Origin of the sequence: Citrobacter sp. Cpo142, assembly GCF_030332425.1 — a bacterium.
Classification (GTDB): Bacteria; Pseudomonadota; Gammaproteobacteria; order Enterobacterales; family Enterobacteriaceae; genus Citrobacter; species Citrobacter portucalensis.
This window is the reverse complement of sequence record NZ_JAOWHW010000108.1, coordinates 1-6,019: the sequence shown is the minus strand read 5'-3', so window position 1 is coordinate 6,019 and position 6,019 is coordinate 1. Positions and strand designations below refer to the sequence as shown.

The following is a 6,019-nucleotide window of genomic DNA, read 5'->3' as shown; positions in this document are numbered from 1 at the left end:
CTATCACCCTGACCGTTACGGCCTGCCTGCTTTTATGGGGTTTTCAGTTGCCAGCTTGGGCTGGTGACGCTACCCAGGTTGAGCCACTGGCGCTACGCAAGATCATGCAGGAACTCGGGCGCAACATGCAGGCTATTACCGGTGCGATTTCGCAGGAGGAATGGGTTCAGGTCGTTCAGCTCGCCCCAAAAGTTGCTGCACACCCCGAGCCACCGCTTACTGAAAAAATGCGCATCCTTGCTTACCTCGGCGCTGATGCGACCAAGTTCAGAAACTTTGACGCGCAGACTCACGAGGCGGCGCTGGCCATGAAGCTGGCTGCTGCGAGCAGCGACGGCAAGGCGGTGATCCAATCATTCGCCCTATCTGTCCCCGCTGGGGTGGGAGCATATCAACCTGACCGGCGATTACCTATGGCGCAGCAGTGCCAAGGTCGGTGCGGGGAAGTTCAGGCCATTGCGACCGCTGCCACCGGCTTAGCGTGCTTTATTTTCCGTTTTCTGAGACGACCCCCTTATGGCAGCACTTTAAATTGAGTCTCATACAGTATCTGTTTTCTTTCTCTTCATCTCTCATGACCTGCTGCCCACTTACAGACTCCAGGGTAAAGCAAAAAATTCTCCACCGGTGAGCAGAGTATATTGCATATGCCAGTTTATGAGTGTATATATAGCATATGCCAATAAGGAGCCTTCATGCCAAGACCCAGAATTCCCCGTAACATCTGTGGCCGCCCTGCGGATACCTGTTTTAAGCCCAATGCGCGACCGATGAGCCAGCTTGAACATGTTCATTTAAAAGAAGATGAGTTTGAAGCGTTACGGCTAGTCGATTTACTGGGCATGCAACAGCAGGAAGCGGCTGTTGCAATGGGGGTTTCAAGGCAGACACTGGCCAATGTCCTGAAAGCAGCCCGTTTTAAGGTTGTGGACTGTCTCACTCAGGGCAAGGCCTTAATAATGCACTCTGAAAGGGAAGGAGTTACACAAGATGATCACAGCCATTCCAGTGAATGACGACCGGGTAGCAAATCATTTTACCAAAGCGAGTCACCTTGTCCTGGTGGATGAGCGCGGTGTGGAGCTCAGCCGGACAGAAAATCCCGCGCTGGGCGCAGATTGTTCAGGTAAACGGAAGCTGGTTGACCTGCTGGTTCAACAGCAAGTCAGCCGCGTTGTGGTCCGTAACATCGGGGAACGGATGCTGGGTAAATTACTGGGGCATCAGATCGCGGTGTACCAGACTGACTGTGGTCGTCGTTTGTTCACTGAACTGTGTGATCCGGATACCCGTGTTCTGACTGAACTGAATAAGCCGGAGCAGGGACGCCAGTCCTTTCATCATGAGGCGAAAGGGAAAAAATGCTGTCACTCTGACGGGAACACAGCAGAAAATGCGTGCCAGGGTGGGCGTCAGCATCATCACGGAAACGGGCGCTGTTGCCATTCATGAGTTTATTTCATCACGGGCGGTGATTTTTATCAGACCCGTATTGTGTATAAACCAGGAGCCGGAATGTGTGGAGGAGGCAGTAATGATGCCGGGGGAGCCCCTCAGCTGACTGAATTCCGGATGCCTCCCGTCAGTACAACCGGACGCTGAGCAGAAACAGATGAATTGTTATCTTGATGCCAGAAAGGCCCATACCTGTTGTATGGTCTGTAGTTCCCGCGACAACAACCCTGATACGGTGAACTTAATGTTTTCAGAGCACCCGGATGGCTCTGTATGTGCGGACTACACGGCCAATCACAGGCATCAGGGGTATACGGGTCTTTTACATGGCGGAATGACGAGTACCCTGCTGGATGCAGCAATGACTCATTGTTTGTTCATGCAGGGTGTGCAAGCCCTGACGGCTGAACTGACGGTAAGATTCATTTCACCCGTTTGTACCGGAGACAAACTGATGGTATGTGCCAGACTGCTTGGGCAACGCAGGGGGATTTACCTGCTTGAAGCATGGCTGACAAAAGGACAGCAGACAGTGGCACGTGCCACGGCGAAATTCATTGTTCCGTCGCAGGATATTGCTCTGGCGCATCGCTAGTGTGACAGACGACAGGTGTACCTGGTTATTATAAAAATTTGAGGCGTGTTTTGCTCAGACCGGAAAGAATAATCGCATATCGTATATTCCACTGAAACCGTGTAAGAGGTAGTTATGAGTAAACAAATCATTGATATTGGTATTGCTGAATCATCCCGGGTGGAGATTGCAGACGGTCTGTCCCGGCTTCTTGCTGACACCTATACCCTGTATATAAAAACACATTACTATCACTGGAATGTAACTGGCCCCATGTTTAATAGCTTACATTTAATGTTTGAAAATCAATACAATGAGCTGGCCACCGCCGTTGATGATATTGCTGAACGTATACGCTCGCTCGGATGTTTCGCGCCCGGCACATATCATGAATTTTCACGTTTAACTGCGGTTAATGAAGACAAGGATATTCCGGCAGCAAAAAACATGATTGAAAATCTTGTCCAGGGCCAGGAGACCGTGGTTAAAACCGCACGCTCTTTATTCCCGATCGTTAATAGTGGGAATGATGAAGCCACTGCGGATCTGCTTACACAACGTATCCAGTTGCATGAGAAAACCGCCTGGATGTTGCGTAGCCTGCTTGAATGATGTCACCCGGTAGCAGCAGAGATAAACAGTTTGTCAGCCACAGGCCATTTCTGACGCAGCAGTATCACTGCGTGCCTGTGGCTCTTTTATCTGACCGGAATAGTATAAAAACCGATAAATCAACCAGTAAACCTGTGAGCGGGCAAGTGATTAAACAGTCCGGAAAGGGATTGCCGGCGGGTATATCCGAATCACTGTCGTTTTCCCGTTACAGTTTCGTCCAGGCACTTCATAGCCTCAACAAGTTTATGATCCACTGATAAAACGGTTTGCAGAGAAAGCAGAATCATATTATTCGTTGTTATGGTTTCCTTTACCTGTCCCGGCCTGCGGACAGTAAAGAGTATATAAGGTATTTAACAACGTCATGATCCGGTTATCCCCGATACGGTAATATACCATTTTACCAGCCCGTCGGGTCTCAACCAGCTTCAGGCGGCGCATGACGCCAAGCTGCTGAGACAACGTCGGCTGAGTAATCCCGACCGCCGCTTCGAGTTCGGACACATTCGCTTCTCCCTGGCTTAACTGGCACATCAACAGCAACCGGTCGCTGTTGGCTAGTCCCCGTAAAACATCCGCTGCCCTCAGGGCCGCATTTTTCATATCAGTCTGACGTTTTGTGTCTTCATTCATTTGCATTGATGATCTCTCATATTATGTGTTTTTATATAATATATTTTAGTATACTGATAGTGGCATAATTTTGCCACCGTGTTCGCCAGGTCTGCAGCGTCCAGCTGACCCGGGTAACTAATTATATCTGGTAGGCATTTTGCCCCGAGTGAACAGAGAGGATGTAATGAAAATAGTGATAGTTGGTGGTGTTGCCGGTGGCGCATCCGCTGCAGCCAGGGCTCGCCGGTTGTCAGAGGATGTCAGTATTGTTGTGTTTGAACGGGGAAGCGATGTCTCTTTCGCCAACTGTGGATTGCCTTATCATATAGGCGGAAATATTCCCTTACGGCAGTCACTTATTCTTAAGACTCCGGAGGATTTTAAATCCCGCTTTAACATAGACGTCCGTACCTGCCATGAAGTGACGTCAGTGGATCCGGTTAATAAAACTGTAACAGTTAATAATTTGATCTCAGGCGAGATCCATACCGAAGTATGGGATCGTCTGCTCCTCAGTACCGGAGCCGCGCCGGTTGTCCCTCCTTTGCCCGGGCTACAGCAAGAGGGAGTCTTTACGCTCCGAAATCTTACTGACATGGATGCTATCCTGGCGTGGATTGAGCAACATAACGTAGCTCACACCACGCTTGTCGGGGGGGGGGTCATCGGACTTGAAGTGATGGAGGCTCTGAGCGAACGGGGGATCCGTGTCACTCTGCTGGAGATGGGGGAACAGGTTATGGCTCCGGTTGATCCTGAAATGGCATCAGTCCTGCATCAGGAAATCCGGAATCATGGCGTGGATCTGCGTCTCAGAACGGCACTCACCGAGGTACTGCGGACAGAAACGGGATTCCGCGTTGCACTGTCTGACGGTGGCTTTGTGCAGACCGACATGGTTATTCTCGCCATCGGGGTAAAACCTGAGAACAGCCTTGCCACATTAGCCGGGCTCGAAGTGGGTAAACGTGGAGGCATAAGTGTCAATGCCTGTATGCAGACCAGTATCCCTGACATCTACGCCGTGGGGGATGCAGTTGAAACACCTGACCTTGTTTTTCAGGAACCCGCTAATATTCCTCTGGCTGGGCCCGCCAACCGCCAGGGACGCATTGCTGCTGATAACATGCTTGATCACCACAGCCTTTACCATGGCAGTCAGGGGACATCCATTTGTAAGGTATTTTCGCTGAGTATTGGCAGCGTCGGTGCGAATGAAAAGCAACTGAAAGCCCACGGCACCCGATACGAGAAGGTTTACGTCCATGCTGCTGATCATGCCGGTTACTACCCGGGGGCAACGATGATCAGTCTTAAACTGCTGTTCAGCCCCGATACTGGCAAAATTCTCGGGGCCCAGGCGTCAGGGAAAAAAGGGGTTGATAAACGCATCGATGTCCTGGCTGTCGCACAGCGTGCGGGACTTACCGTCAACGATCTTGAGCATCTGGAGCTGACTTATGCTCCTCCTTTTAACAGTGCAAGGGACGTTGTTAACCAGGCTGGAATGGTGGCGGCAAATGTCATCAAGGGAGATACGGTCATCTGTCATGTCCGCGATGTGTTACAACGGGTACCGGGTAGTTATTGTTTACTTGATATTCGCTCTCCTGCAGAACTGAAACAATTTGGCGAATATCCTGACGCGCTATCCATTCCACTGGATTCCCTGCGGGAGAATCTTGAAAAAGTGCCTAAAGATAAAGAGATTTTTATAGGGTGCCAGAGTGGCCTGCGCGGGCATGTGGCATACCGTATTCTTCAGGCCCACGGCTTCAGGACATATAATCTGAGTGGTGGCTTTATAACCTGGCAGGCGGTAACGGAGTCAATAAGTAAATAAGAGATGAGGTGCCATACACATGGCACCCTGAATCGCCACAGGTTTAACAGTGAAGTGGTCTGCTGAATTTGTTCACCTGAACAGAGGTGTGGACTGACCCCGCACCGTTATAAGGACAGTTATGAAAAAAATAACTTTTCAGATCAGGCGTATAATGTCAGATTCATGGTCACTATAGGAATGGCAAGGACTGGATTTTCATTTTGCAGCCTTCAGGCTGCTTAGTTCAGAGATAGGTCTGTGTAATGCGTAACTTCGTGACTCGATTGAGAGTATGGTTTCCGCCCCCACTCATCTTATTGCTGTTTTTCGTCACTGATGTGTTGACTGCAATCCCGCGTTTTACCTTCGACATCGTGAATATAGTGCTAAGCGTGTTGCTGACCGGTGTTTGTATTACCATGATACTGCACACCGCTTGGCAGATGAGCACGAACGGCACGACGCTTAATCCGATTCATCCGGATAGAACCACCAAGCTGGTAACTGTCGGTTGTTACGCATGGAGTCGAAACCCTATTTACCTTGGAATGAGCGGGCTCCAGTTATCCGTTGCTCTCTGCTTTGGCAGCCTGGTGGGGATACTTGCTGTACCGTTGTTTATGTTTGTAGTAGCCAGATTACATATCCATGTTGAAGAGGTACAGCTTCGAAAACGTTTCGGGTTGGAATGGGAACGCTATACCCAACGGGTTCGTCGCTGGTTATAGCAACCCCGTGGTGTTGCAGGAGACAAATAACGTCGAAATCATAAAGAAAAGAATTCATCATCCTTGAGCTTTTATATCGTAATCGTAAACCAGGTGCCGTATGTAGCCATTGAGCCAGTGCTGGTACCTTAGGGAAGGTGCGAACAAGTTCCTGATATGAGATCATCATATTCATCCGGAGCGCATCCCAGAGGGACATCATGAGCC

Annotated in this window: 8 protein-coding genes; 7 read left to right on the top strand and 1 reads right to left on the bottom strand. The window is 49.9% G+C overall.

What is annotated here, in order from left to right; all coding sequences use genetic code 11:
- From OGY18_RS06690 to OGY18_RS06670, 5 genes are all read left to right on the top strand, one after another.
- Positions 1–536: hypothetical protein (locus tag OGY18_RS06690; RefSeq protein ID WP_286552336.1), on the top strand; the 536-nt coding region annotated here is incomplete at its 5' end.
- Positions 537–695: 159 nt separating this feature from the next.
- Positions 696–1,016 carry a DUF134 domain-containing protein gene (locus OGY18_RS06685; protein ID WP_001137910.1) on the top strand — a complete coding sequence of 107 codons (321 nt, stop codon included), beginning with the start codon at positions 696–698 and terminating at the stop codon, positions 1,014–1,016.
- Positions 991–1,452 carry a NifB/NifX family molybdenum-iron cluster-binding protein gene (locus OGY18_RS06680; RefSeq protein ID WP_000626969.1) on the top strand — a complete coding sequence of 154 codons (462 nt, stop codon included), beginning with the start codon at positions 991–993 and terminating at the stop codon, positions 1,450–1,452. The genes OGY18_RS06685 and OGY18_RS06680 overlap by 26 nt, the downstream gene beginning before the upstream one ends.
- 160 nt (positions 1,453–1,612) lie before the next feature.
- The gene (locus OGY18_RS06675) at positions 1,613–2,050 is read left to right on the top strand and encodes a PaaI family thioesterase (RefSeq protein WP_016241611.1); all 438 of its coding nucleotides are present in this window, start codon (positions 1,613–1,615) and stop codon (positions 2,048–2,050) included.
- 114 nt (positions 2,051–2,164) lie between these two features.
- Positions 2,165–2,641: a Dps family protein gene (locus OGY18_RS06670; RefSeq protein WP_072259269.1), complete on the top strand. Its 477-nt coding sequence runs from the start codon at positions 2,165–2,167 to the stop codon at positions 2,639–2,641.
- Positions 2,642–2,932: 291 nt separating this feature from the next.
- Here the strand turns inward: OGY18_RS06670 and OGY18_RS06665 are convergent, their stop codons facing one another.
- A complete protein-coding gene (locus tag OGY18_RS06665; protein WP_040115257.1) occupies positions 2,933–3,283 on the bottom strand; it encodes an ArsR/SmtB family transcription factor in 351 nt (116 codons plus the stop codon).
- Positions 3,284–3,443: 160 nt separating this feature from the next.
- On the opposite strand from OGY18_RS06665, the gene OGY18_RS06660 reads away from it, so the two are divergent.
- Together OGY18_RS06660 and OGY18_RS06655 are read left to right on the top strand one after the other, a co-directional pair.
- Positions 3,444–5,102 (top strand): FAD-dependent oxidoreductase, encoded by a 1,659-nt coding sequence (locus tag OGY18_RS06660; RefSeq protein WP_059443525.1) that lies wholly within the window; start codon positions 3,444–3,446, stop codon positions 5,100–5,102.
- 245 nt (positions 5,103–5,347) lie between these two features.
- Positions 5,348–5,812, top strand: a complete 465-nt coding sequence (locus OGY18_RS06655; protein ID WP_042998085.1) for a methyltransferase family protein — start codon at positions 5,348–5,350, stop codon at positions 5,810–5,812.
- Positions 5,813–6,019 lie beyond the last annotated feature (207 nt).

Excerpts from the sequence above, each read along its gene's own strand:
- OGY18_RS06670 (WP_072259269.1), top strand. The coding sequence starts at position 2,165 with ATGAGTAAACAAATCATTGATATTGGTATTGCTGAATCATCCCGGGTG.
- OGY18_RS06685 (WP_001137910.1), top strand. The coding sequence starts at position 696 with ATGCCAAGACCCAGAATTCCCCGTAACATCTGTGGCCGCCCTGCGGAT.
- OGY18_RS06680 (WP_000626969.1), top strand. The coding sequence starts at position 991 with ATGATCACAGCCATTCCAGTGAATGACGACCGGGTAGCAAATCATTTT.
- OGY18_RS06660 (WP_059443525.1), top strand. The coding sequence starts at position 3,444 with ATGAAAATAGTGATAGTTGGTGGTGTTGCCGGTGGCGCATCCGCTGCA.
- OGY18_RS06675 (WP_016241611.1), top strand. The coding sequence starts at position 1,613 with ATGAATTGTTATCTTGATGCCAGAAAGGCCCATACCTGTTGTATGGTC.
- OGY18_RS06665 (WP_040115257.1), bottom strand. The coding sequence starts at position 3,283 with ATGCAAATGAATGAAGACACAAAACGTCAGACTGATATGAAAAATGCG.
- OGY18_RS06655 (WP_042998085.1), top strand. The coding sequence starts at position 5,348 with ATGCGTAACTTCGTGACTCGATTGAGAGTATGGTTTCCGCCCCCACTC.